We start from the raw sequence: 26,273 nt of genomic DNA on the forward strand, positions 1-26,273 counted from the left end.
TAAAAAACGCGGGCGTGTCGTGTTACTTCGACGCTTCAGGCGGAGCCTTGCCGATCGCACGCGCTTCCTATGCACGCGAAATCATTGCGACGCGGCAATGGCTCCGCGTGCGCCGTTTTCGTGAAGCAACTGCAATGCGTGCCGAAGCACTTTTCTGAACTCAGGAAGATCGGCCAGATCCGCAGGAAACACTTCACGTACCGACAGCAATGCCTCCATCAACGCCTGCGATTCGCCATGCGCGGATGCCGCGAGCGCCTGCAATCTGCTCGCCAGCGGGTCGCTGATTTCATAGCGCGTGCCGTCGTCTGCGTGGCCTCGCAAAAACATCATCCAGGCTGCGACCGCCAGCGCGAGACGTGTGAACGATTGGCCCGCGCCGATCCGCGCCGCAATCGTGGCGAGCAAACGTGGCGGAATCTTCTGGCTGCCGTCCATCGCAATCTGCGCGCAGCGATGTTTCAGCGCCGGATTCGCGTAACGCTCGAGCAATGCGTCCCGATAGGCGAGCACGTCAAATGATGCGGGCATGGTCAGCGTCGGCGCGATTTCCTGCGTCATCATCGCGTGGATGAGATTGCGCATGGCGGGGTGCGAGATGGCGGTGTCGATCGTATCGAAGCCGCCGAGCATCGACAGATAAGCCAGCGTCGAATGCGTACCGTTCAACATGCGCAGCTTCGCCAGTTCGAACGGCGTGACGTCGTCGACGAGTTGCGCGCCGACTGCGTCCCACGCAGGGCGTCCGCCGGGAAAGTGATCTTCAATGACCCATTGCCGGAATGGCTCGCAGGGCACCGGTGCGGCGTCCGCATAAACGATCTCGTGGGCTACTGTGACGCGTTCGGCGTCGGTGGTGGCCGGCACGATACGGTCGACCATTGTCGATGGAAATGCAACGTGAATGGCGATCCAGTCGGCCAGCTCGGGATCGCGTTGCCGCGCGAACGAACAGACCACCTGGCGCAGCGCGGCGCCGTTGTGAGAAAGGTTGTCACACGAGAGCACCGTGAACGGCTGGCCGTTTGCACCGGTTGCACCATTCACATCGTTTGCACTGTCGCGCCGCTCGCGCAATGCCGCGACGAGGATGCCGGGCACCGTGCACGGTTCGAGCGGGTAGGCCAGATCGTGGGCAACGGCGGGATCGTCGAGTGCGACCTCGCCGGTTTTCGGGTCGCGGCAATAGCCTTTTTCAGTGACGGTCAGCGAGACGATCCGGACCAGCGGATCCGCGAGGCGCGCGAACAGGGCGGCGCGGTCGTGCGGCATGGCCAGCACTTCACGCAGCGCGCGCACGACCGTGACTTTCGCTCCGTCCGGTCCACGTTCGACCACGCTATACAAGCCTTGCTGTTCCATCAGCGCGTCGCGCTTGGCGACATCGCCTTGCAGTGTCACGCCGCAAATGCCCCAGTCGCCGCCCGCGGCGAGCATGGCCTCTTCCGTATAAAGCGCCTGATGCGCGCGGTGAAAATTACCGATCCCCAGATGAACGATGCCGATCCGCGGCTCCTGCCATTGCGGCGATAGCAGATGTTTTTGCAGCGTGGGCAGTGCGTGGCGGACGAGGCGAGGCAGGGTGGCGGCGGAGATCATGTAACGGGATCCAGATGACAAAAAAGGGGCTTCTGACTACGTCGGTCAACGGGGAAAACCCGGGGAAAACCCTGATTTGACGTGTCGCTATACTTGTATGGTAGCATCGTTCAAACGGCTTGAGACAGGTTGAGAAAGGTGATTTTTCGCTTTATTTCCCCGTCACTTCTCCTTTCAACCGCCGTTCGAAACCGACATGAAAACAGCAGGCCGCATGCCGCCGTCCGACGCGGTTCGGGACCTGCTACTGCAAGGAAGATGTCATGAAGATCGTTCGCGCCGACGTGATCGTCACGTGCCCCGGCCGCAATTTCGTCACGCTGAAAATCGTCACTGACGAAGGCGTGTACGGTATCGGCGATGCAACGCTGAACGGCCGCGAACTGGCGGTCGCTTCTTACCTGAAAGACCACGTGTGCCCGTTGCTGATCGGACGCGATCCCGGCCGTATCGAAGACACCTGGCAATACCTCTACAAGGGCGCGTATTGGCGCCGCGGCCCTGTCACCATGACGGCGATCGCCGCGGTGGACATGGCGCTGTGGGACATTCTCGGCAAAGTGACGGGCATGCCGCTGTATAAGCTGCTCGGCGGTGCTTCGCGAGAAGGCGTGATGGTGTACGGCCATGCCACCGGCCGCGACATTCCCGAAGCGCTCGACCGTTACGCGGAACACATCGAAGCCGGCTATCAGGCGATTCGCATTCAATGCGGCGTGCCGAATATGCGCTCGGTGTATGGGGTGTCGAAAGGCAGCGGCATGTACGAGCCGGCCACCAAGGGCGCGGTGGAGGAGCAGAGCTGGTCGTCGGAGAAGTATCTGGACTTTGTGCCGAAGCTCTTTGAAGCGGTGCGCGATAAGTTCGGCTTCGATACGCATTTGCTGCATGACGTACACCACCGTTTGACGCCGATCGAGGCGGCGCGTCTCGGCAAATCGGTCGAGCCGTATCGCCTGTTCTGGATGGAAGACCCCACGCCCGCGGAAAACCAGGCCGGCTTCCGGCTGATTCGCGAGCATACCGTTACGCCGATCGCGGTGGGCGAAGTTTTCAACAGCATCTGGGATTGCAAACAGTTGATCGAAGAGCAGTTGATCGACTATATCCGCGCCACCTTGACGCACGCGGGCGGCATTACGCATCTGCGGCGCATTGCGGATTTTGCTTCGCTGTACCAGGTGAGAACGGGTTGTCACGGGCCGTCGGATCTGTCGCCGGTGTGCATGGGCGCGGCACTGCATTTCGATCTGTGGGTGCCGAATTTCGGCGTGCAGGAGTACATGGGCTTCCCGCAGGAAGCGCTCGATGTATTCCCGCATGCATGGCGCTTCGAGCGCGGCATGATGCATCCCGGCGAAGCGCCGGGCCACGGCGTCGACATCGACGAAGCGGCGGCCGCGCGGTATCCCTACGACCCGGCGTATCTGCCGGTCGCGCGTCTCGAAGACGGGACGCTGTGGAACTGGTGAGCGATTTGCCCGGCTAATTTGCCCGGCTAACCTGATTACATAATTATGGAGACACGCGTGAATCCAGCACGCCCGCAAGCCGCCGCGCCGGCCAGCACTGCCATGCTGCGTCGCGTGGCCTTCGCCTCGACCATCGGCACGGCCGCCGAGTACTACGACTTCTTTGTCTACGGCACGGCCGCCGTGCTGGTGTTCGGCCAGAAGTTCTTTCCCTCCGCCGACCCGCTGATCGGCACGCTCGCCGCCTTCGCCACCTATGCGGTCGGGTTTCTGGCGCGGCCGTTAGGTGGCATCGTGTTCGGTCATTTCGGCGATCGTGTCGGCCGCAAGAAGGCCTTGATCGTGACGATCCTGATCGTCGGGCTGGGAACGTTCGTGATCGGCCTGCTGCCCGACTATCAGTCGATCGGCATCTGGGCGCCGATCGCGCTGATCGTGATTCGTGTGCTGCAAGGTTTTGGCGTGGGTGGCGAGCAGGCGGGCGCCGTGTTGCTCACGGCGGAATACGCACCGCCTGTGCGGCGCGGCTTCTTCGCGAGCCTCGTGCAACTGGGCGCGCCTGCCGGTTTTCTGATTCCGTCGGGTCTGTTCGCGCTGCTCACCGCGACGTTGACGCAGACGCAACTGCTCGACTGGGGCTGGCGCATTCCATTTCTCGCCAGCGCGCTGCTGGTCGCCGTGGGTCTGTATATCCGCTTGCGCACCGAGGAGTCGCCGATCTTCGCCACGATCCAGCGCACCAAATCGGTGGCGTCGCGCCCGGTGGTGGAAGTGGTGCGGCAGTTCGGCCCGACGATCGTCAAAGGTGTCGGCGCCAAATTGATCGAGGCCTGCGCGTTTGCGATGTACACCATGATCGTGCTTGCTTACGGCAAAGCACACGGCATCGCGCAAAGCATGCTGCTCGAAACGGTAATCGTCGCCGTCGCGCTCGAACTCGTGACGATTCCGCTCGCCGGTGCGCTGTCCGATCGTATCGGGCGGCGACCGACCTTTATCGCCGGTGCGTTATTGCATGTTGCGCTGGCGGTGCCGTTCTTCATGGCGATCGATAGCGGCAATCGCGTGGCGATCCAGCTCGTGATGATTCTCGCCATCAGCGTCGGCCATAGTCTCTGCTATGCGCCGCAAGCGGCGCTGTTTCCCGAACTGTTCCCGGCACGCGTGCGCTGCAGCGGTATCGCCCTGATCTGGCAGATCGGCTCGTTGCTCGGCAGCGGCGTACTCGGATTGCTGGCCGTCAAACTGATTCAGGTCACGCATGGCAATTCGCTCGCGTTGATCGTCTACGTGGCGGTGCTCGGCATCGTGTCGGCTGCATCGCTCTTTGCCTTGCCGGAAACCGCGCCTTTGCGCCGCGGCGGCGATCTCCATGATTGGAGCGGCGGCGAGCCGGTCGAGGCGCATACGGCAGCGCAAGCGTCCCCATCTTCGTCTTCTTTCGCGCGGCACTGAGCGCGCGACCTTTGTCATACCGGAGTCCTTCATGCTCGCAGCCGTGCTTCACGAACCCAAACTGATCCGTATCGACGAAGTCGATCCGCCCGAACCCGGTCCGGGCCAGGTACGCGTGCGCGTGCGTGCCGGCGGCATTTGCGGCTCCGATCTGTCGTACTACTTCAAAGGCAGGAGCGGCGATTTCGCGGTGCGCGAGCCGTTTGTGCTCGGCCATGAAGTGGCCGGCGAGGTCGACTCGCTCAGCGAAGGCGTGAGCGCGGAATATCGCCTGATGCCGGGGCAGCGCGTTGCCGTCAATCCGGGGCTGGCCTGCGGGACATGCCGTTTTTGCGTCGGCGGGATGCCGAATCATTGTCTGAACATGCGCTTCATGGGCAGTGCGTCGACGTTCCCGCACACGCAGGGCATGTTCCGTCAGTACATCGTCGTCGCGGCGCGGCAATGTGTGCCTGTGCCGGATGGCGTCGATTTCGCGCAGGCGTCGATGGCGGAACCGCTCGCCGTCGCGTTGCATGCGGTGAAGCAGGCCGGCTCCCTCGTCGGTGCGAGTGTGTTGCTGGTGGGGTGCGGGCCGATCGGTTGCATTCTGCTGAGCGTGGCGCGCCGTGCCGGTGCGCATCGTGTGGTTGCGCTGGATCTGTCGGATCGCGCGTTGCAGGTCGCGCAGCAACTCGGCGCGGATCAAACCGTGAACGCTACGGACAGCGCCGTGATCGATCAATGGTCCGCACAACGCGGCACGTTCGACGTGGTCATCGAAGCATCGGGCAGTCCCGCCGGCCTCGATACGGCGCTGCGTGCGGCGCGCGCGGGCGGCACGGTGATTCAGGTGGGCAATCTGCCGGCCGGCCAGTCGCCGGTGGCGGCGAACCTCGTGATGTCGAAAGAACTCCGCTATCAAGGCTCGTTCCGCTTCACCGGCGAATATGCCATCGCCGCCGATGAAATCGCCTCGGGCAAGGTCGATCTGCGGCCGCTGATGACGCACGCGTTCGCGATGAACGACGCAAACCGCGCGTTCGAAGTGGCGCTCGATCGCTCGCAGTCGATGAAGGTGCATCTGAACTTCGACTGAAGCATCCGCTGTTGCGTAGGCGTTGCACGATCCGCAGCGCCTTCCGAAGTCAATCAAGCTACTAGAGCTAATCAAACGCCCATCAAGAGGCGACCCGAAGGAGACACCTGATGATCAAGAGTCAACGCTGGTTTGTCGTCGCGCTGCTGTTTCTGGCCGGCGTCATCAACTATCTCGATCGAGCCGCGCTGTCGATCGCCGCGCCGCTGATCCAGAAAGACCTGAATTTCTCGCATGCGCAAATGGGCATCGTGTTCAGCAGTTTTTTCATCGGCTATGCACTGTTCAATTTTGTGGGCGGGGTGCTGTCGGACAAGGTCGGCGCGAAACGCGTGTTCGGCACCGCGATGGGCGTATGGTCGGTGTTCTGCGGCGCGACCGCGCTGGCAAGCGGCATCGGTTCGCTGATTGTGCTGCGCGTGCTGTTCGGCATGGGCGAGGGTCCGTTCAGTTCGTCGAACAGCAAGATGGTCAATAACTGGTTCCCGCGCAAAGAGGTGGCGAGCGCGATTGGCGTAATCAGTTCGGGCACGCCGCTCGGTGGCGCGCTGGCGGGTCCGGTGGTCGGCTTTATGGCGGTGCAGTTCGGCTGGCGCTGGGCCTTTGTCGCGATCATGCTGCTGGGACTTGTGTGGCTCGTTTTCTGGGCGGCCACGACGACCGAACATCCGCATGAACATTCCCGCGTCACGCCTGCCGAGATCGAACTCATCCGCGCCGGTCAGGCGGACGAACATGCCATCGCGCATTCGGCCGACGGCGATAAGCTCGGCCTGCGGCACTTCCTGAAGAAGCCGATCATTCTCGCGACGGCCTTCGCGTTCTTCTCATACAACTACGTGCTGTTTTTCTTCCTGTCGTGGTTTCCGACCTATCTGACCGAAGCGCATCACCTGAGTCTGCGCGACATGAGTTTCGCCACGGTGATTCCGTGGCTGCTCGGCAGCATTGGACTCGCGGCGGGCGGCTTCATCTCGGACTTTATCTTGCGCCTGACCGGCAAGCCGCTGCTGTCGCGCAAGATCGTGCTAGGCAGCTGTCTGGGCGCGGCGGCGGTGTGCGTTGCGTTGGCCGGACGCGTTGCCAGCACTCAGAGTGCGGTCGCGCTGATGTCGGTGTCGATCTTCTTCCTGTATGTCACGGGCGCGGTGTATTGGGCCGTGATTCAGGACACCGTGCCGCGTGAACACGTCGGCGGCGTAGGCGGCTTTGTGCATTTGCTCGCGAACCTGGCCGGCGTGGTCGGACCGGCGGTGACCGGTTTTATCGTCGAAGCGACGCACGGCAACTACGCGAGTGCGTTCGTGCTGGCCGGTGTGATTGCCGTGCTCGGCGCAGTGTGCTCACTGGTGTGGATTCGCGAGCCGCGAGCGAGCGTGTTGAACATGAAACGTGCATGGTAGTATGGTGCGGCACACTTTAGAGGATATCCGGGCAGATATTCATGGTGTGTTCCGCCTCTCTCGCTCTTCATTCACTGCTTTGCCAATGCCGACCAAGAACCTCCACGCCAGCGCGTCTTCTTTCTCCTCCGATGCTTCGCTCGTCGCGCCCCGCACGCGGCGCCGCGCGAGCGTGCAGGCCGGCGCGCGCGCCGAGCTGCCGGATCTGACCGCCAGCGTCTCGTTCGACTCGCACGAGCCGATCGGCAAGCAGATTTTCCGCGCGCTGCGCGAGGCGATTTTTGCCGGTCAGATGGTGCCGGGCACGCCGCTCTCGGAGAAGGAAGTGTCCGACATGTTTCAGGTGTCGCGGCAGCCGGTGCGGGAGGCGTTCATCAAGCTGGTCGAAGCGGGCGTGCTTCAGGTATTGCCGCAACGTGGCACCTTCGTGAAGCGTATTTCGCCGCGCCAGGTACGCGAAGGGCGTTTCATTCGCGAAGCGATCGAGACGGCGGTGGTGAAGAAGGCAGCCGTATCGATCACCGACGAGCAGTTGCAGGCGCTCACCGACAATCTTCGCGACCAGAAGCTTGCGGCGAAATCGAACGACACCGCGGCTTTCCTCGCGCTCGACGAGGCGTTTCACTACGCGATTGCCCAGGCGATCGATTGCACGGCCGCATGGGAAACGATTCAGGACATCAAGGCGCAGATGGATCGGGTGCGCTATCTGAGCCTGCCTGACGTATCGCCGCTCGATCTGCTGATCAAGCAGCACGCGAAAATTCTGGCGGGCCTTCGCGCGCACGATCCGAGCGCCGCTGAAGAGGCGATGCGCAGCCATCTGCGTGAGATTCTGATGTCGCTCGGGCCGATTGCCGAGCGTAATCCGGCGTGGTTCGAAGCGGACGAACCGGAGCGCGTGCCGCTTTCGACGTAGGCCGATGCGGGCGTGCGGGCAGCCGGTCCGCCTGCTCACTCACTCACGGCCACAGGCGCATCCCCCCGCTGCGCCCGCCACCCCACTCCCCACACGCATGACCCGCGGAACCCCGTCCCACGGCCTCTCCCGCCCACAATCCTCAGACGAAAACCCCCTCCAAACGCGAGACAACTTCGCCTCGTTCGACGCTTCATCGAGAGCCGAAGCAATCGTTTGCGCCGATCTTGAGGTAACTCTTTTTGATTTTCGCGGCCGCGTTTTCGACCTATCAACTTTTCCTGCGGGTCTGCCGAAAACATCGCTATAGCGACGGAACTGACTGGAGACGGGTGTGAAGCGACAGGTGTGGTTTTTGGTAGCCGTTCTCGCGTTGGCCGGGTGTGCACAGATGCCTGCCCAGAATGCCGCGCATCCGGACAAGGCGCCCAATGAAGTCATCAGCTTCGAGATTCCGCCGGACGCGCTTGGGGCGCACGACCCGCAACTCACCGCCGTGCTGGCCAAGGCAGGCGCACTGGCTGCCGCGCAGCAGCAGTCCACGGTCGTGCTGGTCACCGCGCTGGGTCAGGATTTCGCGTACCTGAACCAGGCAGTATGGAAGGGTGTGCCTGCGCAACGCATGTCGAAGGTGAGCTTCGAGAATCGAACCGCCGGCCTGGGTCAGCCGTATAGCGTGTCGATCAGGACGGTGCAATGAAGAGGGCCATCGCGATGCTTCGAATCACCTTACTGACGGTGGCCACGCTGCTTGCCGCGTCTGCTTTTGCGGGCCAGCCGGGAACGGATCTGCAGTCGGCCGGCGCGTTTCCCGCCACGGTTCCCGCGGCGGCGGACAAGGTTTATCCACCGTTGCCGACGCTTGCGATGCTGCCGCCGTCGAGCGGTGCCGATGACGATTTACCGGTGAAGCCGGCGCCGCATCGAAAGAAGTCGCGTGCGGTGATCCAGACGCAGGAACGCAAGGGACCGCCGATGCCGGCCGTCCGGCTCGTCGTGTCCGATGCTTCGCATACGTACCTCGACTCCGTGCAACGGCAAATCGATCTGGCGTTGGCCAAATAATTCGCCCGCGGCGCGGAGCTCACCACTTTTGCCGCTCTCAGGCGGAAGGATGAATCGTGTCCTTGAAACTCTTCTGTGCCGCGCTAGCGTGGCTGTCGATGTGCGGCGCGGCCCACGCGGCCGACGATTGCTTCAATGAGGCCGCAGCCTATCAGGGCGTCAATCCCTGGATATTGCGCGCGGTTGCATGGTACGAATCGAAAGGGGACCCGGACGCGATCCACCAGAACGCGAACGGTTCGATCGACGTCGGCCAGTTGCAGATCAATTCGATTCATTTCGGCGCCCTCGCGCGCGAGGGCGTACCGCACCGCGCGTTGACCGATCCGTGCGTGAACGTCTATGTGGCCGCGTGGCTGCTCAAGCAGAAGATGGTTAAATACGGCAATACCTGGCGCGCGATCGGCGCGTACCACTCGGAAACCCCGAAGCAGCGCGACGCCTACGCCCGCAGCATCCAGCAGGTGCTGGTCGGATGGGGGCAGTTGCCGTCGGCCCGCCAATCGCTCATTGCCGGCCGCTAGTCACGAAAATGCAGCTTCGCGTGGTTATCATGAGGCCCCGGACGGCCTCGATTTCACGCACAGCGCAGCCTCATGCATGCTGCATCGTGTGGAGAAAGCAGGGCCAGGCTGTACTTGCTGAGGCCTTCGTTGATCAGATCACATACGCGTAAAGCGGCAGTGTTGGTGGCGCTTGCCGGTATCGGCCTCGCCGTCGGCGCGCCTTTCGTTCTCAACTCGCACGCGGCGTTCGCCGGGCTGCGCAACGTCTCTCTATACGTATTCGCCGCGCTTGCCGCGAGCGCGGCGATCAGCGCGATGGCGAAAGCGGGCAAGCTGCATCTGATGCAGACCGCGCTCGGACTCAGGATCAGTTTTCTGCGCACGTTTGCCATTACGGTGGCGACCGATTTCGCGTTCCTGGCTTCGCCGCTGGGTGCCGCGGGTTATGGCGTCAACATCGGCCTGCTGCAGCGCGCCGGGGCGTCCTGGTCGCTTGCGACAACCGTTGTCAGCGCGGATCAGGCGCTCGATCTTGCGTTCTTCACGACCGCCGTGCCGGTTTCCCTGCTGTTTGCTTTCGGGCCGCTGACGCAAGTGATTCCGCCCGCGAGCGCGCCGCTCGTGTTCGGTGCGCTGGCCGGCGCCGCATGCATTGTGGGCGTCTGCTGGATGAACCGTCGGCGGGTGGCGACGGCATTGGACGCCGCCGGCCGGCGCGTTCATTGGCTCAACGAGCGCCGCGCAAGGTTGAGCAGGTTTTTCCACAGCGTTCGCCGGCAATGGCTGGAACTGGTCGCGATACCCAAGTGGCGGCTTGCCGCATTGTGCGTGCTCACGACGCTGCAGTGGTTGCTGCGCTATGGCGCCCTCTGGTTTATCTTGCGCGAACTCGGTTACCGCCTGCCGTTGGGTTTCGTTCTGGCCGTGCAGGCGGTCGTGCTGCATGCCGCGTTGTGGACCGGCGTGCCCGCGGGTGGCGGCACCGGCGATATCGCGCTCGCCGCCGCATTCGCGAGTTGGGTGCCCCGCGCGGGCATCGCGACGGCGCTGGTGCTGTGGCGCTTCGCGACGCTTTACAGCCCGCTGGCGCTGGGCGCGGCAGGTTTCGTTGCGCTTGCAACGAGGGGACGCAGCCCGCTGTCCGCTGTCGAATGAACTTGCGAGGCGGGAGCGAACGGCGGCTCGCTGGGTTCGCTCACGCCAGATTGATCCGGTCGGCGTTCTAGCGCGGACTATCGGGTATCGGGCACTTTCCGGATGCGTGCCGCAAAACTCGCGCGTGAGTCCTGCTCGCTGCGTAAGCGAAGCATTTGAAAGGTCTGTGAAATCAGCGCGAGCGGATAAACCGCCTTCAACAGGTCCGCGATCATGCGCCATTCCGCACGCATGCCCTTCCAGTAACCGAGTTTCTCGGTTTTGCGAGCCTGCGTGACGTGTGGCCAGTGAGTCACCGCAATCGGCAGACGGCGCGCGATGATACGGCGGTTCATGAACACCTCGACCCCGAAGCGTGGCAGGCCGTGAACGTCCTGCAGGATTTCGCTCAACAGTGTCTTTTTGACCACACGTTCACCGGAGACAAAATCGAGGCCGATGGCGCGAAACGCCAGCAGGCTGTTCTGGCGCAGACTCAGGCTCACTTGCGCGCTGCCTTGCAAAACGGGCAGGGCGAGGGCGCTGACGTCCGCGGCGGTGAGACCCTTGAGGTCGGCGTCGAGCAGCATCAGCCATTCACCTTTGGCCGCGGCGATGCCGACTGCCATTGCGGCGCTCTTACCCTGGTTTTCCGCGCACCGAATCAGCTGTACTGACGCGAAGCCCGCGACTATTTCAGCCGTGCCGTCGGTCGAACCGTCGTCCACCACGATGATTTCGTCGAGCAAGGGATGCGCGCCGGCCACGGCGAGCACGGCGCCGATGCGAGGCGCCTCGTTATAGGCGCAAATGACACAGGAAATTCGTGGAAGACGTCTGGGCAGGGCGCGATCTGTCATGGAAAGGGGCGTAGTGAGCAGGTTTGGTGCGGTGCAGCACGAAGCTTACTTTTCAGCTATAGTCAGGATACGGCTTATGTCCAGAGAGGTGCAGAATGTACGACGCCGAAATCGCCGCCACTCTTCTGAATCGTTGGGCTACACGGTCATCAACTACTGATTTCGACGCCTACTTCGATTTGTTGCGCGAAGGCAATCTTAGTTTCACTTTTCAATCCGGGCACGTGCGCGAAGCGGGCATTGGCGAGGGCAGCGCATTCACGGTCGAATCCCTCGTATTCGGTGACGGCTCGCGCACGCTGCGCTTCGAAGCGCCTGACCGCACACCCCGCTGGACGCGCTGGGCCGCGGTAGAGCCGCTGCTGCCCGTGCCCAGCGAGGCCTGAACAGCATCAGACGATCCGCTCCCCGGCGCGATACGTCGCGCGCGGCACCGGCAGCGTGTCGAGCATCGTGACGCGTACGAAGTCCGCGCGCAAACCCGCCTCGATCGCGCCACGATCATGCAAGCCCGCCGTGCGGGCCGGTTCGGCGGAGACTGTCGCCATAGCGCGCGGCAGCGTCCAGCCAGCCTTGCCGACCAGTTCGAACACCGCCGTCATCAAACTGGACGGCACATAATCCGACGACAGGATATCGAGCAGGTCCGCCTTTGCCAGTTCGAGCGCCGACACGTTGCCCGAATGCGAGCCGCCCCGAACAATATTCGGCGCCCCCATGATGGTCGAAATGCCGTGCTCGCGTGCCGTTTCTGCGGCAATGCGGGTGGTCGGGAATTCGGCCAGCACAATGCCTTCGGCCTTGGCCTGCTCGACGTGCTCGATCAGCGTGTCGTCATGGCTCGCGACCGGAATGCCGAGCCGGTTGCAGCGCTCAACGATCGCGCGGCGGTGCGTGTCGGCGTAACGCTCCTGTTCGACCGACAGTTCGGCCAGCGCGGTCGCCACGTGTTCGTCGGTCAGTTTGCCGTTGCGTTCCTGGAAGCGGCGCCATTGTTCGCGGTCGTGCCATTGACGCTGGCCGGGCGTGTGATCCATCACGGAGGCAAGCCGCAGCAACGGATGCCCGCATAACGAATCGAATACCTCGACCACGTCGGCGGTGGCGATTTCGCAGCGCAGATGCAGAAAGTGTTCGGCGCGCAGCAGCTTGCGTTCGGAGAAGCGCGTGAGCGATTCGGCACATTGCGTTTGCAGATCGCGGCCGCGCAGGCCGACGTTCGAGCGCGAACCGATCGCGAGGGCGTCGAACACGGTGGTGATGCCGGCCGCCGCCACTTGCGCGTCGTGAATCACGAAGGCGGCATCGGTATTCCATTGCACGCCCGGACGCGGCGCCAGATGCTTTTCGAGGTTGTCCGTGTGCAGTTCGATCAGACCCGGCAACAGGTAGTCGCCGTCCCAATCTTCCGCTTCGCGCGCCGAGGTCGTACCACGCTCGACGTCGCGAATCACGCCGTCTTCGATGCGTATTACACCGGTAAATACTTCGTCTCGCGTCACGATGCGAGCGTTCCTGATCAACATCGACTGGCTCCGTAGTCTGTCTTGAGTATGACACCGCAGCGCTTCGACCCAGTGTTTCAGCCCGGCGGTTCAGTTTAGTGCCGTTTCGTGTCAGTTAGTGGCGTAGCGGCGGCTGGAGTTCAAGGCGGCGCGTGGCCACCTTGTTGCGGGTATCTTCGTCATGAAAGATGCCGACGATCGCCGCGCCACGCTCGCGTGCCTCGACGACCAGGTCGGCGACCACGTCGCGGTTCTCCGCATCGAGCGAGGCCGTGGGTTCGTCGAGCAGCAGCACCGGATGCCCGGCGATCAAACCGCGGGCGATGTTCACGCGCTGCTGTTCGCCGCCGGAGAAAGTGGCGGGCGCGAGCGACCACAGCCGCTCGGGCACATTCAATCTTGCCAGCAGGGCGGCGGCACGCGCACGGGCTTCGCCTTCCGTCACGCCGCGCGACAGCAGCGGTTCGGCGACCAGCGTCAGCGTCGGCACACGCGGAATCACGCGCAGAAACTGGCTGACGTAGCCGACCACGCTGCGGCGCAGACGCAGCACGTCGTGCGGCTCGGCGCCGGTGATCGACACCGGCCGGCCGTCATCCGCCGCCGCGTCGCGAATCGCAATCGAGCCTGTGCTGGCCAGGTAGTTGCCATACAAACAGCGCAGCAACGTACTCTTGCCGGCGCCTGACGGCCCGACCAGCACGACGCATTCGCCGCGTTCGACATCGAGCGACACACCCGAGAGCGCTTCGATCTGCACGCCGCCCTGGCCGTGCAGCGTAAAGGTCTTGCCGATGCCGACCGCGCTTAGCATCAGTGCGTTGTTTTCGACGAACGCGCGCTCGGCGACGTGGGATTCCCTGCTTGTTTCAATGGATCGCATTGTGAGCCTCAAACCGGCAGAACCGAGGAAACCAGCGTTTGTGTGTACGGATGCTGCGGATCGTCGAGCACCTGGTCCGTCAGACCGGCTTCGACCACTTCGCCGCCTTGCATGACCATCAGGCGATGCGCAAGCAGCCGCGCCACGCCGATATCGTGCGTGACGATCAGCACCGACAGATGCAGCGTGGACGTCAGCGTGCGCAGCAGATCGAGCAGGCGCGCCTGCACCGAGACGTCGAGACCGGCGGTCGGCTCGTCCATGAAGACGAGGCGCGGACCGGTGACGAGATTGCGCGCGATCTGCAAACGCTGCTGCATGCCGCCGGAAAACGCCGCCGGAAATTCGTCGATGCGGGTGGCGTCGAGTTCGACGCGTTCCATCCACTGCGTTGCGGTGTGGCGGATATCGCCGTAGTGGCGCGCACCGACGGCCATCAACGGCTCGCCGATATTCGCGCCGGCGGAGACGCCGCTGCGCAGGCCGTCGCGCGGATTCTGCTGCACGAAGCCCCACTCGGTGCGCATCAACAGGCGCCGGCGCGGTTCCGACATGGCGAGCAGATCGAGCTTTTCGCCGTGCGTGGCCGTGTAGTGAAGCGAGCCGCTATCGGTTTCCGTTTTCAGCGCGAGTGCATTCAGCAACGTGGTCTTGCCCGAACCGGATTCGCCGACGATGCACAGCACTTCGCCCGGATACAGATCGAAGCTGACATTCCTGCAGCCGTTGCGGCCGCCAAATTGTTTGGTGAGCGAACGGGCGCTCAACAGCGGCGTCATGCGGGTTCTCCTTTGCGCGCTTCGTAGGCCGGCAGTTCGAGGTCCTGATCGCCGCGGCGTTCATGGCAGTAGTCGCTATCCGAGCAGACGAACATACGCTTGCCGGCGTCGTCGACGATCATTTCGTCGAGAAAGCTTTCCGTCGACCCGCACAGCGCGCACGCGTGCTGCCACTTTTGCACTTCGAACGGATGGTCGTCGAAGTCGAGACTGCGCACGGGGGTGTACGGCGGGATTGCGTGAATGCGCCGCTCGCGGCCGGCGCCGAACAATTGCAGCGCGGGGTTCATGTGCATCTTCGGATTGTCGAACTTCGGAATCGGCGACGGCGAGCTCAGATAACGGTTGTTGACGATCACCGGGTAGTCGTACGTCGTAGCAATGCTGCCGTGATGGACGATGTCCTCGTACAGCTTCACGCTGATCAAGCCGTAATCGGCCAGTGCATGCAGCTTCTTGCATTCCGTGGCGCGCGGTTCCAGCTTGTACAGCGGTTCGGGCATCGGCACCTGATAGACCAGGATCTGCTTGTCGGTGAGCGGCGCTTCGGGAATTCGGTGACGTGTCTGGATGATCGTCGCTTCGGTCGTGCGGCGTGTGGTCGCCACGCCTGTCGTGCGCGCGAAGAAGCGGCGGATGTTGACCGCGTTGGTGGTTTCGTCGGAGCCCTGATCGATGACCTTCAGCGTATCGTTTCTGCCGATGATCGCCGCGGTCACCTGAATGCCGCCGGTGCCCCAACCGTACGGCAACGGCATTTCCCGCGAGCCGAACGGCACCTGATAGCCCGGCACGGCGACGGCCTTGAGCAACGCGCGGCGCAGCATGCGCTTGGTCTGCTCGTCGAGGTAGGCGAAGTTGTAGCCGTCCGCGGCGCTGTCGTACGAAGCAGGGGGGAGAGAGGTGTCCGGCGCGTTCATGCGGCTTGCTCCTGCTGTGCGTGATCCTGATCCTTGCCTTGATCGTTGCCCTGATTTTTACGCTCGGCGCCGTGTTGCGCCCGCAGGCGGCGCACGAGTTCGAGTTCGGATTGGAAGTCGACGTAGTGGGGCAATTTCAGATGCTGAACGAAGCCGGAGGCTTCGACGTTATCGCTATGCGAAAGCATGAATTCGATATCCTGCGTCGGCGAGGCGAGCGTTTCGCCGAGTTCTTCGGCGCGCAACGCGCGATCCACCAGCGCCATCGCCATTGCTTTGCGTTCCGAGTGTCCGAACGCGAGACCATAGCCTTGCGTGAACGTGGGCGGCACGTCGCCGCTGCCGGCGAACTGGTTGATCATCTGGCATTCGGTGATGTCGATATCGCCGATTTCAACGGCTTCGCCCAGTTCGTCGAGTTCCATTTCAACGGCAATCGTGCCGAAGCGGATTTCGCCCGCAAACGGATGCGTGTGCGCGTAGCCGCGCTGGGTGGCATAGCCCATGGCGAGCAGAAAGCCTTCGTCGCCGCGAGCAAGGTTCTGCAAACGCGTCGCACGGCTCGCGGGAAAGGCGAGCGGTTCACGCGAGAGGTCGCCCGGTTCCGGCGCTTCCGGAGTGGGGCGTTCCTGCTCGATCAGGCCTTCCTTGTTGAGCAGCGTGACCACGCGCGGCATGGCTTCTGCCGCGAGCTGGGCGGCTTGAGTGGATTGAGTGGCTTGAGTGGCTTGAGTGGACGCTGGCGTTGCGGCCGCATCGGTTCCGGCATCGCCTTCGGCGAGCAGCGCGAAATCCAGCAGACGCTGCGTGTAATCGTAAGTCGCGCCGAGCAACTGCCCGCCGGGCACGTCCTTGAAGGTCGCCGAAATGCGGCGCTCCACCTGCATGGTTTCGGTATCGATTGCCTGCGTATAGCCGAAACGCGGCAACGTAGTGCGATACGCACGCAACAGAAAGATCGCTTCGACCAGATCGCCCGCGGCCTGTTTGATCGCGAGCGCGGCGAGTTCTTCGTCGTACACCGAGCCTTCGGTCATCACGCGCGCGACGGCGAGGCGCAATTGCTCGCGAATCTGCGCGACGCTGAGTTCGGCCAACTGCGTATCGCCGCGGCGCTTCTTGTCGAGCAGACGCCATGATGCTTCGATCGCGCGTTCTCCACCCTTGACGGCAACGTACATCAGTTCACCTTCGCTTGAGTTGTGCGCGGCAGGCCGATCAACGTGCTGCCGCAGACGAGATAACAATCGATGCCGCACGGAAAGAGCGGCGCGAGGGCGGCGCGTTCGCGCCAGAAGTGCTCGGGCAGGCCGACCGGCGCAATCGTCGTAGTGTGCTGAATGCCGGGACCGCTCAATACGACCGGTGTGCCGCCCGTCAGGGCTTCGACGCGGATCAGCAAGGTCACCGAATGTTCAGGCGATTCCGCTTCGCCGAGTGCAAAGCTTTCCAGAGCCGGTATGGCGGTTGCATCGTGGATATAAGCGAATGCGGCCTCTCCAGGTTCGTCGACGAGCGGCGCGCCGGTGTGAAAGCGCAGTGCCGAGCCCAGCGCCGTATCGGCTTGTGCGAGCCACACGGGTGTGGCGTAGTCGCACAGCGTCAGCAGCGCAGCGAATGCGGCGAACTCGGCGCGAGTAGCCCGCATTTCCGGCAACCCGGTTTCGACGACGCCCACGGTACCCGGGCGCGACAGCGCATCGAGCAACGTGCGGAACACCGCTTGGGTGTCGTGGACCGGGTCCGCGAAACCGGGTGTCAACGTAGACAATGCAATCTGTGAGTTTTCCATCAGTCGCCTCTGACCATCGTAAAGAATTCGACGCGTGTCGCCGCGGCATCCTGCCGGCGCTCCGCGCGTTCAGCGGCCTGCTGTGCGTCAAACGGCTCGATCAGTTGCCGATGCAGAGCAGCGTGATGCTCAGGCATTTGCAGCAGCGCATCTGCCAGAGCAGCCAGTTCGGCGCGGCGGCGGTCGCGGCCCAGATGACACGCAACGCCGACGGTTGCCGTTGCGTCACCGGTGGCGCGCAAACGCAACGTGGCGCGCGTGACGGTGGCCTCGCCGAGATTGAACGGGTCGCCGCTGCCGCCGACGCGGCCGCGCACCATCGCAAGGCCGATTTCGGGTGGCCGCAGCCAGTCGTAAGCAGGGGGCGGGACGCCTTGCAGCGCGCGTTCCAGCGCGGCTTCGAGATCGGCTCGCGGCGTGCGGGCCAGCACGGCCATCCATGCGCGCCGCGTGGCGGAGGAAGGCGAGGCAGAAGTGGCACTCATCGAAATTCCTGTTGATCCAGCGAGCAGTCATTTGACCATCTATTCATCTAAACGTCTAGACGTTTAGGAGTATGCTTGCCGGGCATTGCTACGTATGGCCGCCGTTTCACATTTCCATCACGGCTTGCGCACTACAATGCATGGCATAGCGAATATTTGAACCCAGAGGAATGACAGCACCATGACATTGAACGACAACGCGACGCCGGGCACGCTGCTCGAACGCGGCGCGGGCGTTGCCGTCTGGCGGCAGATCGAGCAGATTCTGGCGGCGGAAATCGCCGCGAGCGGCTTCGGCGAAGAAGGCCGTTTGCCGAGCGAGGGCGAGCTGGCCAAACGCTTCGACGTGAACCGCCATACCGTGCGCCGCGCCATGCTCGGTCTGGCCGCTTTGGGGCTTGTGAGCGTCGAGCAGGGACGTGGCACGTTCGTGCAGCCCGGCGCGATCGACTATACGATTGGCCGGCGCACGCGGTTTACAGAAAACTTGCGCCAGCAGCATCACGCGGCGGCGGGCACGATGCTGTCGGCCGCGCGCGTGAAGGCCGAGCCGAATGTCGCGAAGGCGCTCAGCCTGCGGGCGGGCGCATCGGTCTACCGGATCGAGTCGCTGCACGAATCGGACGGCGTGCCGCTCACGTTCGCGCGCAACTGGTATCCGGCCGCGCGTTTCCCGGACTTGCCGGAGGTGCTGGAGCGCACCGGCGGCGTGACCAAGGCAATGGCCGAATTGGGCGTGACCGATTATCTACGGAAGTGGAGCCGTATCGGCAGCGTGTTGCCTGAGCCGGAAGTGGCGCGGCGTTTGAATATCAACCGGCAGCAGCCGGTGTTGTGGGTCGAAAACGTCGACGTCGATCTGGAAGGCACACCGATCAAATACGGCTTTACGCATTTCGCGGCGGACCGTGTGCAGTTGCTGGTGGAGCACGAAGTATGAGCAACGCGATGAGCGCCGTGGTGGGGCACACCGGCGATCAGGTCGAATGGAGCAGCGGCGCACGTTTCGCGGTCTATTACGCGCCGTCGCGCGGTTCGGTGTGGTGGCGCGCCGGTTCGGCGTGGTTGGGGCGCGACGCGGAAAGCGGCGAGCCATGTGTGGCGCCGCAACCGGAAGGCTTGACGCGTCCGCTGGCGGATCTGACCGATGCACCGCGCCGTTACGGTTGGCACGGCACGCTGGTCGCGCCGTTTCGCCTCGCTGAAGGCGTGACTCAACAGAACGTGCTTGAAGCGACGCGTCAATGGGCGCATACGCAAAGCTCGTTCGCGTTGCCGGTCGAAGCCGCCACGCTCGGCGATTTCGTCGCGCTGCGTCCCGCGGATCAGAACGGCGAAGCCAGCATTGGCACGGTTGCCGCAAGTGCATTGCGCTCGCTCGATGCGCTGCGCGCCAGACCGTCTGCGGCCGATCTCGCGCGCCGTCTCGCCGCGCCGTTGAGCGAACGGCAGCGTGCACTGCTGACCGAATGGGGTTACCCGTACGTCTTCGACGAATTTCGCTTTCACATGACGCTGTCCAGTTCTCTCGCCGATGCCGATGAGCGCGCGACGCTGGTTGCATGGTGGCAGGCGCAAACACCCGCGCTCGGGCCGCTTGCTATCGATCATGCGGCGCTGTTTGTCGAACCCGCGCCCGGCGAACCCTTCGTCCTGTGGCAACGCGTGCCGTTTCAACCCTCCGAGGTGAAATAACGATGGCAGGTCGTTTGATTTATGTAATGGGGCCGTCCGGCGCGGGCAAGGATTCATTGCTGGGTTTTGCGCGCAGCCGCCTGATGGGCGAGCCGATTCTGTTTGCGCATCGCTACATCACGCGGCCGAGCGGCCAGGGCGAAGAGCATATTGCATTGAGCGTCGAAGAATTCGCGGCGCGTTCGGTGCTCGGTCTGTTCGCGCTCGAATGGTCGAGTCATTCGCTGCGCTATGGCATCGGTATCGAAATCGATGCATGGCTTGCACGCGGTTGCACGGTCGTCGTTAACGGCTCGCGTCAGCATTTGCAGCATACGTTGGCGCGTTATCCGCACATGGAAGTCGTGCACGTGGACGCCGCGCCGCATATTCTCGAAGCACGGCTCGGCGCGCGGGCGCGTGAGTCGGCGGAACAGGTTGCGGCCAGGCTTGCACGACGGGCGCCGTTTTCGCTGCCGGACGGGCTCCGGTGCATGACGATCGATAACTCCGGCGCACTGGAAGACGCGGGATACGAGCTGGTTGCTTTTTTGCAGGCCGAAGCCAACGTTCGATGATGCAGGCTATCTTGTTCGAACAAAGCAGCGTGGCTATAGTGCTCGTCTGTTGAGCCGCGCGATGCGGCGTGAATTCCCATGGAGCGATAGATGAGCGAAGCCGCGCGTTTTACCGAAGTGTCCGACCTGGCGCCTGCAACCGAGAGTCTGCGTGAGATCCGCCATCACATCCATCACCATCCGGAACTCGCCTACGAGGAAGTGCAAACCGGCGCGTTGGTGGCTGAGAAGCTCGAACAATGGGGCTGGCAGGTCACGCGCGGAGTCGGTCAAACCGGCGTGGTCGGGACGCTGAAGGTGGGCAGCGGCACGCGCAGCATCGGCATTCGCGCCGACATGGACGCGCTGCCGATCATCGAACAAACCGGGCTGCCGTATGCGAGCGGCACGCACGGCAAGATGCACGCATGCGGCCACGACGGCCACACAACGATGCTGCTCGGCGCCGCGCAACGTCTCGCCGCCACGCGCAATTTCTCGGGCACTGTGCATCTGTACTTTCAGCCGGCCGAAGAAAGCGGCATCGACAGCGGCGCGATGAAAATGATCAACGACGGCCTGTTCGAGCGCTTTCCGTGCGACGCCGTGTTCGGTCTGCACAACCATCCGGGCGAAGAACCCGGCGTGATGCTGTTCCGCAAGGGGCCGTTCATGTCGGCGGGCGACAAGGCGATCATCACGATCGAAGGCGTCGGCGGTCATGCGGCGCGTCCGCATCTGACGGTCGATCCGGTGGTCGTGGCGGCGAGCATTGTGATGGCGTTGCAAACCATCGTGGCGCGTAACGTCGATCCGTCGCAACCGGCGGTGGTGACGGTGGGCTCGATGCATGCGGGTACCGCGAACAACGTGATTTCGAGCAGCGCGAAGCTGGAGTTGAGCGTGCGTTCGTTCAGCCCGGAAGTGCGTACGCTGCTGAAAAACCGCATTACGGAACTGGCCGAAAGCCAGGCCGCGAGCTACGGCGGCAAGGCGGTGGTGGAGTACATCGAAGGCTATCCGGTGGTGATCAATTCGGATGCCGAAACGGACTTCGCGGTTCAGGTGGCGCGCGAACTGGTCGGTGACGACAAAGTGGTCGAGCAGACCGATATCCTGATGGGCAGCGAAGATTTCGCCTTCATGCTGCAGAAACGGCCCGGCACGTTCCTGCGGATCGGCAATGGGGCGGGCGAAGACGGCTGCATGGTGCACAACCCGCATTATGACTTCAACGACCGCAATCTGCCGGTCGGCGCGGCATTCTGGACGCGGCTGGTGGAGCGGTATCTGGGGCAGTGACCGACCTGGGTTGCTAGCGAGGGGCCTCGGGCGCAACGGGAGCGCGTACGAGAAATGCGCGCCCTGATCGAAGCCACCGGCGCGCAATCAACCGCGCCGCGCCACCATCTCCGAGACCGTCTGCGCGGCCTGCTGCAGCGGCTCCAGAAACGCCTTCACCATTTGTTTGGCCGAATTGCGCTGAGCGTTGCCGCTGATATTCATCGCCGCGATCACGCGCCCCTGGCGGTTGCGAATCGGTGCGGACAGCGAAATCAGACCGCCTTCCAACTCCTGATCGACGATCGCCCATCCCTGGCGGCGCACCTGCGCGATCAGCTTTTTCAGCTCTTCCTTGTCGGTCACCGTGCGCGGCGTATGCGCGTAGAGCGGCGCCGAACTCAGCGTCGCTTCGAGCGCTTCGTCGTCGAGCGCGGCCAGCAGGACACGGCCCATCGACGTGCAATACGCCGGCAAGCGGCTGCCGATCGACAGGTTGATGGTCATGATCTTGTGCGTCGGCACGCGCAGCACGTAGACGATCTCGGTGCGGTCGAGCACGGCCGCCGAGCAGCTCTCGTGAACCTGTGACGACAGATTTTCCATCACCGGTTCGGCGAGATTCCAGAACGGCATCGAGGTCAGATACGCGAAGCCGAGGTCGAGAATCTTCGGCGTGAGGCGGAACAGGCGACCTTCGGCCTCCACGTAGCCAAGCGTCTGCAGGGTCAGCAGGATGCGGCGCGCGCCGGCGCGCGTCAGGCCGGTGGCGGCGGCGACGTCGGTGAGCGTCTGTTCGGGGCGGGTGGCATCGAACGCGCGGATCACCGAGAGGCCCCGCGCGAACGACTGCACATACGAGTCGCCCGGTTTGTCCGGGGCCGGTTCGGCGCTGACGGGAACGGCGGAAGACGGCGGCAGGGCTTTGCTCATGGGCCTTGAAAGATGCGTTCGAAGAAGGGTGTATGCCGGTCGCGCACAAACGGAACACGGCCGGGGCGCCAGCGGGACACAACCCGGGACAGAGCCGGGACCCAACCGGGGCACAGGCGGGGCACAGGCGGAGCGGCGCGATGTCGCGGAAAGTCGTGACGATAGCTTAAGCCTTGGCTTTCGCCAACCTCGCAGCTTTTTGGACTGTCGACCCAGGGTTTGCAAGGATGCGGTCACGGTTTTAAATTTGTATGATGACCCGATAACATGATGAATCGAGGAAATCGATGTTCGACAAGATTCCTGCCAAGGCGCTGAGCGATACGGTCGCGCAGCAGCTTCTCAAGCAGATCGACAAAGGCACCTTCAAGCGCGGCGGCAAGCTGCCGACCGAGGCGGTGCTGGCGGAGCAGTTCGGTGTCAGTCGTACGGTGATCCGCGAGGCGATCTCGCGGCTGAAGAATGAAGGCGTGGTCGAGCCGCGCCAGGGCAGCGGCGTGTTCATCGCCGCGCATGGCGCGATCCGGCCGCTGCGCATCGATTACGCGGAAGCCGTCGAAGCAGGCTCAGTGCTGCAGATTCTCGCGCTGCGGCGGGCGATCGAAGCGGAAGTCGCATCGGAGGCCGCCATGCGCCGCAGCGACGCCGACATGGTGGCAATCGACGCCGCGCTCGCGAAGATCGACGCAGCAGTGGCCGAAGGCGAGGACGGTGTCGCCGAAGACGTCGCGTTCCATCGCGCAATTGCCGTGGCCACCGGCAATCCCTATTTCCTCAAGACGCTCACGTTCCTGAATCAGTATCTGGAAGCGGGCACCGTCGTGACGCGGCGCAACGAAGCGCTGCGTGAGGACTTCTCGCGTCAGGTGCGTGAAGAGCACGCCGCGATCACCGCCGCGATTCGTGCGGGCGATCCGATGGCGGCGCGCAATGCGGCGCGCACGCATATGTACAACGCGGCACGGCGACTCGCGGAAGCGGGTATTTGCTGAGCGCGAGCGCTTTCGGCGTCAGCCACTAACGAATTCCCAGAGGTTAGGCATGTCCAGAAATGTGGGTGTCATCGGTCTTGGTGCAATGGGCCTGGGTGTCGCGCGCTCGTTATTGCGCGCCGGTTTTCGGGTTCACGCGTGCGATCTGCGCAATGAGGTCTTGCAAGCGTTCGTCGCGGAAGGCGGCGTGGGGTGCGCCTCACCCGCGGAACTCGGGACGCAATGCGACGTGGTCGTCACGCTGGTTGTCAATGCCGTGCAGACCGAAGCGGTGCTGTTCGGCGCGCAAGGCGCGGTTGCTGCGATGAAGAAGGGCAGCGTGGTGATCGCCAGCGCCACCGTCGCGCCTGACTTCGCGATCGACCTCGGCAGGCGGATCGAAGCGGCCGGTTTGCAGATGCTCGATGCGCCGGTGTCGGGTGGGGCGGCACGCGCCGCATCCGGTGAAATGACAATGATGACGTCCGGCCCCGCAGCGGCCTATGCCGCGTGCGAGAACGTGCTGGCCGCGATGGCCGGCAAGGTGTACCGCCTCGGCCTGGCGCACGGCGCCGGGTCGAAAGTGAAGATCATCAATCAGTTGCTGGCCGGCGTGCATATCGCGGTGGCGGCCGAGGCGATGGCGCTCGGTTTGCGCGAAGGCGTGGATGCCGATGCGCTGTACGAGGTCATCACGCATAGCGCGGGCAATTCGTGGATGTTCGAGAACCGCGTGCCGCACATTCTGAATGGCGATTACACGCCGCTGTCGGCGGTCGATATTTTCGTGAAGGATCTCGGCCTTGTGCTCGATACGGCGCGCCGTTCAAAGTTTCCTTTGCCGCTCTCGGCGGCGGCGCATCAGATGTTCATGATGGCGTCGTCTGCCGGTCTTGGCGGTGAGGACGATTCCGCGGTGATCAAGATTTTCCCCGGCATCGACGTGCCGGCGGCGAAATAAGCGCTGGAGTTCACCATGACCACCACCTCCAGGCGCGCGCTGCTCGGCTGTATCGCCGACGATTTCACCGGCGCCACCGATCTCGCCAACATGCTGGTGCGCGGCGGCATGCGCACGGTGCAGACCATCGGCGTGCCCGCGTCGAACGAAGTCATCGAGGCCGACGCGCTGGTCGTTGCGCTGAAATCGCGCACGATCCCCGCCGCCGACGCGATCGCGCAATCGCTCGCCGCGCTCGAGTGGTTGCGCGCGCAAGGATGCCGCCAGTTCTTCTTCAAGTACTGCTCGACCTTCGATTCCACCGACGCGGGCAACATCGGCCCGGTGACGGACGCATTGCTCGACGCGTTATCCGTGGACGATGAAACCGCGGCCTTCACGATCGCGTGCCCGGCGTTTCCTGAGAATGGCCGCACGATCTATCGCGGTCATCTGTTCGTCGGCGATGTGCTGCTTAACGAATCGGGTATGGAAAATCATCCGCTTACACCGATGCGCGATGCCAATCTCGTGCGAGTGCTGCAGCGGCAAACCCGGTCAAAAGTCGGCCTGGTGAGACATGACGCCGTTGCCAACGGTGTTGCCGCCGTGCGCGAATCGTTCGATGCTTTACGCCGCGACGGCGCGCGGATGGCGATTGCCGATGCGGTGTCGGACGCGGACCTTTACGTGCTCGGCGAAGCATGTGCCGACCTCACGCTGATTACGGGCGGCTCCGGCGTCGCGCTAGGTTTGCCCGGCAATTTCCGCCGCGCGGGTTTGCTCGCGGCGCAAACCGACGCCGCGCAGTTGCCGCGAGTCGAAGGACTGTCGGTCGTCCTGGCGGGCAGCGCATCCAGAGCGACCAACGCGCAAGTGGCGCTGTGGCGCGCAACGCGGTCTTCGTTCCGCATCGATCCGCTGGCGGTTGCGCGCGGTGAGCCGGTGGTCGAACAGGCACTGGCGTTCGCGGAGGAACACTTCGGCAAAGCGCAGCCGGTGCTGATCTATGCAACCGCCTCGCCCGACGAAGTCAAAGCGGTGCAGCGCGAACTCGGCGTTGGCGAAGCGGGACATCTTGTCGAAACGACTCTGGCGTCGATCGCACGCGGCTTGCGCGAGCGCGGTGTACGCAAGTTCGTGGTGGCCGGCGGCGAAACCTCGGGCGCGGTGGTGCAGGCGCTCGACGTACAGACGCTGCGTATCGGCGCGCAGATCGATCCCGGCGTGCCGGCCACCGCGACGACCGGGGCCGAGCCGCTCGCCCTGGCGCTGAAATCCGGCAACTTCGGTACGGACGACTTTTTTGAAAAGGCGCTGCGCCATCTCGATGGAGCGTTTCAATGACCGGCGCGCCCGCACTCCATACGACGAACGAAGCCAGGGTCCGCGAAGAAATCTGCGTGACCGGCGCGAGTCTCTATCAACGCGGCTACACCGTGGGCACCGCCGGCAACATCAGCTCGCGTCTCGACGACGGCTGGCTGATCACGCCGACCGATGCGTGCCTCGGCCGGCTCGACCCCGCCGACATCGCCAAAGTCGATCTGGCCGGCAACGCGGTATCCGGCGGCAAGCCTTCGAAGACGCTGGCGCTGCATCGCGGCATCTACGCGCGAAACGGCGAAGCGCGCGGCATCGTCCACACGCACTCGACACATCTGGTCGCGCTGACATTAGCCGGCGTCTGGAGCGACCAGGACGTGCTGCCGCCGATCACCCCGTACTACGTGATGAAAGTGGGACACGTCCCCCTGATTCGTTACAAACGCCCCGGCGATCCACAGGTGGCCGCGCAGATCGCCGCGCTTGCCGATACCGTTCGCGCTGTTTTACTCGAGCGCCTCGGCCCGGTGGTGTGGGAGCGCTCGGTTGCGCAGGCGGCCTATGCGCTCGAAGAACTCGAAGAGACCGCGCGCCTGTGGCTGATGACGAACCCGCGGCCCGCGCCGCTCGACGAAGCAGCACTCGAAGAACTGCGCACCGTGTTCGGTGCGCGCTGGTAGAACCCGACATCAACAAAGCCAGGCGCCCCGGCGGCGCATCAGGCTATCCATGGAAG

The 26,273-nt window shown here is 63.6% G+C and carries 28 protein-coding genes; 18 read left to right on the forward strand and 10 right to left on the reverse strand.

Annotated elements, in window-relative coordinates:
* Positions 1–81: 81 nt before the first annotated feature.
* Entirely contained in the window at positions 82–1,599 is a 1,518-nt protein-coding gene (locus ACOSV0_RS25975) for a mannitol dehydrogenase family protein (protein WP_434114944.1), read from the reverse strand.
* Between the two features lie 263 nt (positions 1,600–1,862).
* On the opposite strand from ACOSV0_RS25975, the gene manD reads away from it, so the two are divergent.
* The 9 genes from manD (at position 1,863) to ACOSV0_RS26020 (ending at position 10,652) form a co-directional block, all read left to right on the forward strand.
* Positions 1,863–3,071: a D-mannonate dehydratase ManD gene (gene manD / locus ACOSV0_RS25980; protein WP_434114946.1), complete on the forward strand. Its 1,209-nt coding sequence runs from the start codon at positions 1,863–1,865 to the stop codon at positions 3,069–3,071.
* Between the two features lie 57 nt (positions 3,072–3,128).
* Positions 3,129–4,526, forward strand: coding sequence for an MFS transporter (locus ACOSV0_RS25985; RefSeq protein ID WP_434114948.1), 1,398 nt, complete (start codon positions 3,129–3,131; stop codon positions 4,524–4,526).
* Between the two features lie 31 nt (positions 4,527–4,557).
* Positions 4,558–5,604 carry an L-idonate 5-dehydrogenase gene (locus ACOSV0_RS25990; RefSeq protein WP_434114950.1) on the forward strand — a complete coding sequence of 349 codons (1,047 nt, stop codon included), beginning with the start codon at positions 4,558–4,560 and terminating at the stop codon, positions 5,602–5,604.
* 110 nt (positions 5,605–5,714) lie between these two features.
* Complete coding sequence (locus ACOSV0_RS25995) at positions 5,715–7,007, forward strand: MFS transporter (RefSeq protein ID WP_434114952.1); 1,293 nt, start codon at positions 5,715–5,717, stop codon at positions 7,005–7,007.
* Between the two features lie 85 nt (positions 7,008–7,092).
* On the forward strand, positions 7,093–7,926 hold the full coding sequence (locus tag ACOSV0_RS26000; RefSeq protein ID WP_434114953.1) for a GntR family transcriptional regulator: 834 nt from the start codon (positions 7,093–7,095) through the stop codon (positions 7,924–7,926).
* 391 nt (positions 7,927–8,317) lie between these two features.
* Positions 8,318–8,626, forward strand: coding sequence for a hypothetical protein (locus ACOSV0_RS26005; RefSeq protein WP_434114954.1), 309 nt, complete (start codon positions 8,318–8,320; stop codon positions 8,624–8,626).
* Entirely contained in the window at positions 8,623–8,991 is a 369-nt protein-coding gene (locus tag ACOSV0_RS26010; protein WP_434114956.1) for a hypothetical protein, read from the forward strand. The genes ACOSV0_RS26005 and ACOSV0_RS26010 overlap by 4 nt, the downstream gene beginning before the upstream one ends.
* A gap of 98 nt (positions 8,992–9,089) precedes the next feature.
* On the forward strand, positions 9,090–9,515 hold the full coding sequence (locus tag ACOSV0_RS26015; protein ID WP_434116148.1) for a lytic transglycosylase domain-containing protein: 426 nt from the start codon (positions 9,090–9,092) through the stop codon (positions 9,513–9,515).
* A 129-nt stretch (positions 9,516–9,644) separates the two neighbouring features.
* Positions 9,645–10,652, forward strand: coding sequence for a lysylphosphatidylglycerol synthase transmembrane domain-containing protein (locus ACOSV0_RS26020; protein WP_434114958.1), 1,008 nt, complete (start codon positions 9,645–9,647; stop codon positions 10,650–10,652).
* A 77-nt stretch (positions 10,653–10,729) separates the two neighbouring features.
* Here the strand turns inward: ACOSV0_RS26020 and ACOSV0_RS26025 are convergent, their stop codons facing one another.
* Positions 10,730–11,491, reverse strand: coding sequence for a glycosyltransferase family 2 protein (locus ACOSV0_RS26025; RefSeq protein ID WP_434114960.1), 762 nt, complete (start codon positions 11,489–11,491; stop codon positions 10,730–10,732).
* 95 nt (positions 11,492–11,586) lie between these two features.
* Here ACOSV0_RS26025 and ACOSV0_RS26030 point away from each other — a divergent pair, with 95 nt between their 5' ends.
* Positions 11,587–11,877, forward strand: a complete 291-nt coding sequence (locus tag ACOSV0_RS26030) for a hypothetical protein (protein WP_434114962.1) — start codon at positions 11,587–11,589, stop codon at positions 11,875–11,877.
* Between the two features lie 6 nt (positions 11,878–11,883).
* Here the strand turns inward: ACOSV0_RS26030 and ACOSV0_RS26035 are convergent, their stop codons facing one another.
* From ACOSV0_RS26035 to phnG, 7 genes are all read right to left on the reverse strand, one after another.
* Positions 11,884–13,017 (reverse strand): alpha-D-ribose 1-methylphosphonate 5-triphosphate diphosphatase, encoded by a 1,134-nt coding sequence (locus tag ACOSV0_RS26035; protein ID WP_434114964.1) that lies wholly within the window; start codon positions 13,015–13,017, stop codon positions 11,884–11,886.
* 94 nt (positions 13,018–13,111) lie between these two features.
* Positions 13,112–13,879 carry a phosphonate C-P lyase system protein PhnL gene (phnL, locus tag ACOSV0_RS26040; protein ID WP_434114966.1) on the reverse strand — a complete coding sequence of 256 codons (768 nt, stop codon included), beginning with the start codon at positions 13,877–13,879 and terminating at the stop codon, positions 13,112–13,114.
* Positions 13,880–13,887: 8 nt separating this feature from the next.
* Positions 13,888–14,658, reverse strand: a complete 771-nt coding sequence (gene phnK, locus ACOSV0_RS26045; RefSeq protein ID WP_434114967.1) for a phosphonate C-P lyase system protein PhnK — start codon at positions 14,656–14,658, stop codon at positions 13,888–13,890.
* Positions 14,655–15,578 (reverse strand): alpha-D-ribose 1-methylphosphonate 5-phosphate C-P-lyase PhnJ, encoded by a 924-nt coding sequence (locus ACOSV0_RS26050; RefSeq protein ID WP_434114969.1) that lies wholly within the window; start codon positions 15,576–15,578, stop codon positions 14,655–14,657. Before ACOSV0_RS26050 ends, phnK begins: the two co-directional genes overlap by 4 nt.
* A complete protein-coding gene (locus ACOSV0_RS26055; RefSeq protein WP_434114970.1) occupies positions 15,575–16,759 on the reverse strand; it encodes a carbon-phosphorus lyase complex subunit PhnI in 1,185 nt (394 codons plus the stop codon). The genes ACOSV0_RS26050 and ACOSV0_RS26055 overlap by 4 nt, the downstream gene beginning before the upstream one ends.
* Positions 16,759–17,370, reverse strand: coding sequence for a phosphonate C-P lyase system protein PhnH (phnH, locus tag ACOSV0_RS26060; RefSeq protein WP_434114972.1), 612 nt, complete (start codon positions 17,368–17,370; stop codon positions 16,759–16,761). The genes ACOSV0_RS26055 and phnH overlap by 1 nt, the downstream gene beginning before the upstream one ends.
* On the reverse strand, positions 17,370–17,855 hold the full coding sequence (gene phnG / locus ACOSV0_RS26065; RefSeq protein WP_434114974.1) for a phosphonate C-P lyase system protein PhnG: 486 nt from the start codon (positions 17,853–17,855) through the stop codon (positions 17,370–17,372). The genes phnH and phnG overlap by 1 nt, the downstream gene beginning before the upstream one ends.
* Before the next feature lie 181 nt (positions 17,856–18,036).
* Between phnG and phnF the strand changes: the two genes are divergently transcribed.
* The 4 genes from phnF to ACOSV0_RS26085 all read left to right on the forward strand — a co-directional run bounded on the left by phnF (position 18,037) and on the right by ACOSV0_RS26085 (position 21,388).
* On the forward strand, positions 18,037–18,795 hold the full coding sequence (phnF, locus tag ACOSV0_RS26070) for a phosphonate metabolism transcriptional regulator PhnF (RefSeq protein WP_434114976.1): 759 nt from the start codon (positions 18,037–18,039) through the stop codon (positions 18,793–18,795).
* Positions 18,792–19,550 (forward strand): DUF1045 domain-containing protein, encoded by a 759-nt coding sequence (locus ACOSV0_RS26075; RefSeq protein ID WP_434114978.1) that lies wholly within the window; start codon positions 18,792–18,794, stop codon positions 19,548–19,550. Before phnF ends, ACOSV0_RS26075 begins: the two co-directional genes overlap by 4 nt.
* 2 nt (positions 19,551–19,552) lie before the next feature.
* Positions 19,553–20,107: a phosphonate metabolism protein/1,5-bisphosphokinase (PRPP-forming) PhnN gene (phnN, locus tag ACOSV0_RS26080; RefSeq protein ID WP_434114980.1), complete on the forward strand. Its 555-nt coding sequence runs from the start codon at positions 19,553–19,555 to the stop codon at positions 20,105–20,107.
* Positions 20,108–20,197: 90 nt separating this feature from the next.
* Positions 20,198–21,388, forward strand: a complete 1,191-nt coding sequence (locus tag ACOSV0_RS26085) for a M20 aminoacylase family protein (protein ID WP_434114982.1) — start codon at positions 20,198–20,200, stop codon at positions 21,386–21,388.
* Between the two features lie 87 nt (positions 21,389–21,475).
* On the opposite strand, the gene ACOSV0_RS26090 is transcribed toward ACOSV0_RS26085, so the two are convergent.
* On the reverse strand, positions 21,476–22,300 hold the full coding sequence (locus ACOSV0_RS26090) for an IclR family transcriptional regulator (RefSeq protein ID WP_434114984.1): 825 nt from the start codon (positions 22,298–22,300) through the stop codon (positions 21,476–21,478).
* 287 nt (positions 22,301–22,587) lie between these two features.
* Here ACOSV0_RS26090 and ACOSV0_RS26095 point away from each other — a divergent pair, with 287 nt between their 5' ends.
* Genes ACOSV0_RS26095 through ACOSV0_RS26110 form a run of 4 tightly spaced genes read left to right on the forward strand, consistent with a single transcriptional unit; the run spans position 22,588 to position 26,217 of the window.
* Positions 22,588–23,292, forward strand: coding sequence for a FadR/GntR family transcriptional regulator (locus ACOSV0_RS26095; RefSeq protein ID WP_434114986.1), 705 nt, complete (start codon positions 22,588–22,590; stop codon positions 23,290–23,292).
* Positions 23,293–23,341: 49 nt separating this feature from the next.
* Positions 23,342–24,232, forward strand: a complete 891-nt coding sequence (gene ltnD, locus ACOSV0_RS26100) for an L-threonate dehydrogenase (RefSeq protein WP_434114987.1) — start codon at positions 23,342–23,344, stop codon at positions 24,230–24,232.
* Between the two features lie 15 nt (positions 24,233–24,247).
* A complete protein-coding gene (gene otnK, locus ACOSV0_RS26105) occupies positions 24,248–25,558 on the forward strand; it encodes a 3-oxo-tetronate kinase (protein WP_434114988.1) in 1,311 nt (436 codons plus the stop codon).
* Positions 25,555–26,217 carry an aldolase gene (locus ACOSV0_RS26110; protein ID WP_434114990.1) on the forward strand — a complete coding sequence of 221 codons (663 nt, stop codon included), beginning with the start codon at positions 25,555–25,557 and terminating at the stop codon, positions 26,215–26,217. The genes otnK and ACOSV0_RS26110 overlap by 4 nt, the downstream gene beginning before the upstream one ends.
* Positions 26,218–26,273 lie beyond the last annotated feature (56 nt).

Source organism: Paraburkholderia caffeinilytica, assembly GCF_051027425.1.
Lineage (GTDB): Bacteria > Pseudomonadota > Gammaproteobacteria > Burkholderiales > Burkholderiaceae > Paraburkholderia > Paraburkholderia caffeinilytica_A.

Excerpts from the sequence above, each read along its gene's own strand:
- ACOSV0_RS25975 (WP_434114944.1), bottom strand. The coding sequence starts at position 1,599 with ATGATCTCCGCCGCCACCCTGCCTCGCCTCGTCCGCCACGCACTGCCC.
- manD (WP_434114946.1), top strand. The coding sequence starts at position 1,863 with ATGAAGATCGTTCGCGCCGACGTGATCGTCACGTGCCCCGGCCGCAAT.
- ACOSV0_RS25990 (WP_434114950.1), top strand. The coding sequence starts at position 4,558 with ATGCTCGCAGCCGTGCTTCACGAACCCAAACTGATCCGTATCGACGAA.
- ACOSV0_RS25995 (WP_434114952.1), top strand. The coding sequence starts at position 5,715 with ATGATCAAGAGTCAACGCTGGTTTGTCGTCGCGCTGCTGTTTCTGGCC.
- ACOSV0_RS26000 (WP_434114953.1), top strand. The coding sequence starts at position 7,093 with ATGCCGACCAAGAACCTCCACGCCAGCGCGTCTTCTTTCTCCTCCGAT.
- ACOSV0_RS26005 (WP_434114954.1), top strand. The coding sequence starts at position 8,318 with ATGCCTGCCCAGAATGCCGCGCATCCGGACAAGGCGCCCAATGAAGTC.
- ACOSV0_RS26010 (WP_434114956.1), top strand. The coding sequence starts at position 8,623 with ATGAAGAGGGCCATCGCGATGCTTCGAATCACCTTACTGACGGTGGCC.
- ACOSV0_RS26015 (WP_434116148.1), top strand. The coding sequence starts at position 9,090 with ATGTGCGGCGCGGCCCACGCGGCCGACGATTGCTTCAATGAGGCCGCA.
- ACOSV0_RS26025 (WP_434114960.1), bottom strand. The coding sequence starts at position 11,491 with ATGACAGATCGCGCCCTGCCCAGACGTCTTCCACGAATTTCCTGTGTC.
- ACOSV0_RS26030 (WP_434114962.1), top strand. The coding sequence starts at position 11,587 with ATGTACGACGCCGAAATCGCCGCCACTCTTCTGAATCGTTGGGCTACA.
- ACOSV0_RS26035 (WP_434114964.1), bottom strand. The coding sequence starts at position 13,017 with ATGTTGATCAGGAACGCTCGCATCGTGACGCGAGACGAAGTATTTACC.
- phnL (WP_434114966.1), bottom strand. The coding sequence starts at position 13,879 with ATGCGATCCATTGAAACAAGCAGGGAATCCCACGTCGCCGAGCGCGCG.
- phnK (WP_434114967.1), bottom strand. The coding sequence starts at position 14,658 with ATGACGCCGCTGTTGAGCGCCCGTTCGCTCACCAAACAATTTGGCGGC.
- ACOSV0_RS26050 (WP_434114969.1), bottom strand. The coding sequence starts at position 15,578 with ATGAACGCGCCGGACACCTCTCTCCCCCCTGCTTCGTACGACAGCGCC.
- ACOSV0_RS26055 (WP_434114970.1), bottom strand. The coding sequence starts at position 16,759 with ATGTACGTTGCCGTCAAGGGTGGAGAACGCGCGATCGAAGCATCATGG.
- phnH (WP_434114972.1), bottom strand. The coding sequence starts at position 17,370 with ATGGAAAACTCACAGATTGCATTGTCTACGTTGACACCCGGTTTCGCG.
- phnG (WP_434114974.1), bottom strand. The coding sequence starts at position 17,855 with ATGAGTGCCACTTCTGCCTCGCCTTCCTCCGCCACGCGGCGCGCATGG.
- phnF (WP_434114976.1), top strand. The coding sequence starts at position 18,037 with ATGACATTGAACGACAACGCGACGCCGGGCACGCTGCTCGAACGCGGC.
- ACOSV0_RS26075 (WP_434114978.1), top strand. The coding sequence starts at position 18,792 with ATGAGCAACGCGATGAGCGCCGTGGTGGGGCACACCGGCGATCAGGTC.
- phnN (WP_434114980.1), top strand. The coding sequence starts at position 19,553 with ATGGCAGGTCGTTTGATTTATGTAATGGGGCCGTCCGGCGCGGGCAAG.
- ACOSV0_RS26085 (WP_434114982.1), top strand. The coding sequence starts at position 20,198 with ATGAGCGAAGCCGCGCGTTTTACCGAAGTGTCCGACCTGGCGCCTGCA.
- ACOSV0_RS26090 (WP_434114984.1), bottom strand. The coding sequence starts at position 22,300 with ATGAGCAAAGCCCTGCCGCCGTCTTCCGCCGTTCCCGTCAGCGCCGAA.
- ACOSV0_RS26095 (WP_434114986.1), top strand. The coding sequence starts at position 22,588 with ATGTTCGACAAGATTCCTGCCAAGGCGCTGAGCGATACGGTCGCGCAG.
- ltnD (WP_434114987.1), top strand. The coding sequence starts at position 23,342 with ATGTCCAGAAATGTGGGTGTCATCGGTCTTGGTGCAATGGGCCTGGGT.
- otnK (WP_434114988.1), top strand. The coding sequence starts at position 24,248 with ATGACCACCACCTCCAGGCGCGCGCTGCTCGGCTGTATCGCCGACGAT.
- ACOSV0_RS26110 (WP_434114990.1), top strand. The coding sequence starts at position 25,555 with ATGACCGGCGCGCCCGCACTCCATACGACGAACGAAGCCAGGGTCCGC.